This is a genomic window from Streptomyces sp. NPDC058459, assembly GCF_042721685.1.
GTDB lineage: Bacteria > Actinomycetota > Actinomycetes > Streptomycetales > Streptomycetaceae > Streptomyces.
Genome location: NZ_JBHXLV010000437.1, coordinates 1 through 1,080 on the forward strand (window position 1 = coordinate 1; position 1,080 = coordinate 1,080).

Consider the following 1,080-nt stretch of genomic DNA (forward strand, 5'->3'; position numbering starts at 1 on the left):
CGTCATGCGCTCCGGGGCCGACCGGTTTTCGCCATCAGTCGAAGCAGGGAATCCCAGGGGGGATCAGCACATGCGACACGGCACCCGTAAGGGCCTGATGACCATGGCGGCCGCGACCGGAGTGATCGCAGCCGCCAGTGGATACGCACACGCCGACTCGGGCGTGGCCGGCTCCGCCGCCCGCTCGCCCGGCGTACTCTCCGGCAACACCGTGCAGGCCCCGGTCCACGTACCGGTGAACGCCTGCGGCAACACCGTCGACGTCGTCGGACTGCTCAACCCGTCCGTGGGCAACGCCTGCGGCAACGGCGCCCGGGGTGGTATAGGGGGTGGTTCGGGGGGCGCGCACGCCGGCGGACGCACCACCGACTCCCCGGGCGTCGGCTCCGGCAACACCGTCCAGGTACCGGTCGACATCCCGGTCAGCCTGTGCGGCGACAGCGTCGATGTCATCGGCCTGCTGAATCCGGCGGGCGGCAACCAGTGCGGCGACGGCGGCCAGGACCGCGACCATGACAACCCGCCGGGGCAGGCCGGGAACCCGGGCAACCCCGGTACGCCGGACCAGCCCGGTACGCCGGACCAGCCCGGTCAACCGGGGAACCCCGGTACGCCCGGTCACCCCGGGGACTCGTGTCCTCCCGGCCATCACGGCCACCACCCCGGTCACCCCGGTCACCCCGGTCATCCCAGTCATCCCGGTCAGCCTGGGACCCCCGGCACGCCCGGAAACCCCGGTACCCCTGGCACTCCGGGCACTCCGGGCACCCCGGGTCAGCCCACCACCCCCGGCACCCCGGCCCACCCCCACGCCCCGAGTACTCCCGCCACCCCCGCGACCCCGGCCACTGGTGGCGGCCACGCCCCGCAGGGGTCCGCGCAGGTCGGGTACCAGGGCGGCGGTCACGTCGCGGGCGGACGGCTCGCTCACACCGGTGGTGACCTGCCGCTGGGCCTCGCCCTGTCGGCCGGCGCGGGTGCGGTCCTCGCGGGCGCGGTCCTGTACCGCAAGGCGCGGAACGCGGCCTGATCCAGGGGGCTGACGGGAAAGACGGAGCGGGCCCCTGCCGTGTCACGGCG

General features: G+C 74.6%; 1 protein-coding gene. It reads left to right on the forward strand.

The genetic code is table 11. The features are described from left to right. Positions 1-70 precede the first annotated feature (70 nt). Positions 71-1,030 (forward strand): chaplin, encoded by a 960-nt coding sequence (locus ACFWN1_RS33425; protein WP_384370576.1) that lies wholly within the window; start codon positions 71-73, stop codon positions 1,028-1,030. Positions 1,031-1,080: the final 50 nt, after the last annotated feature.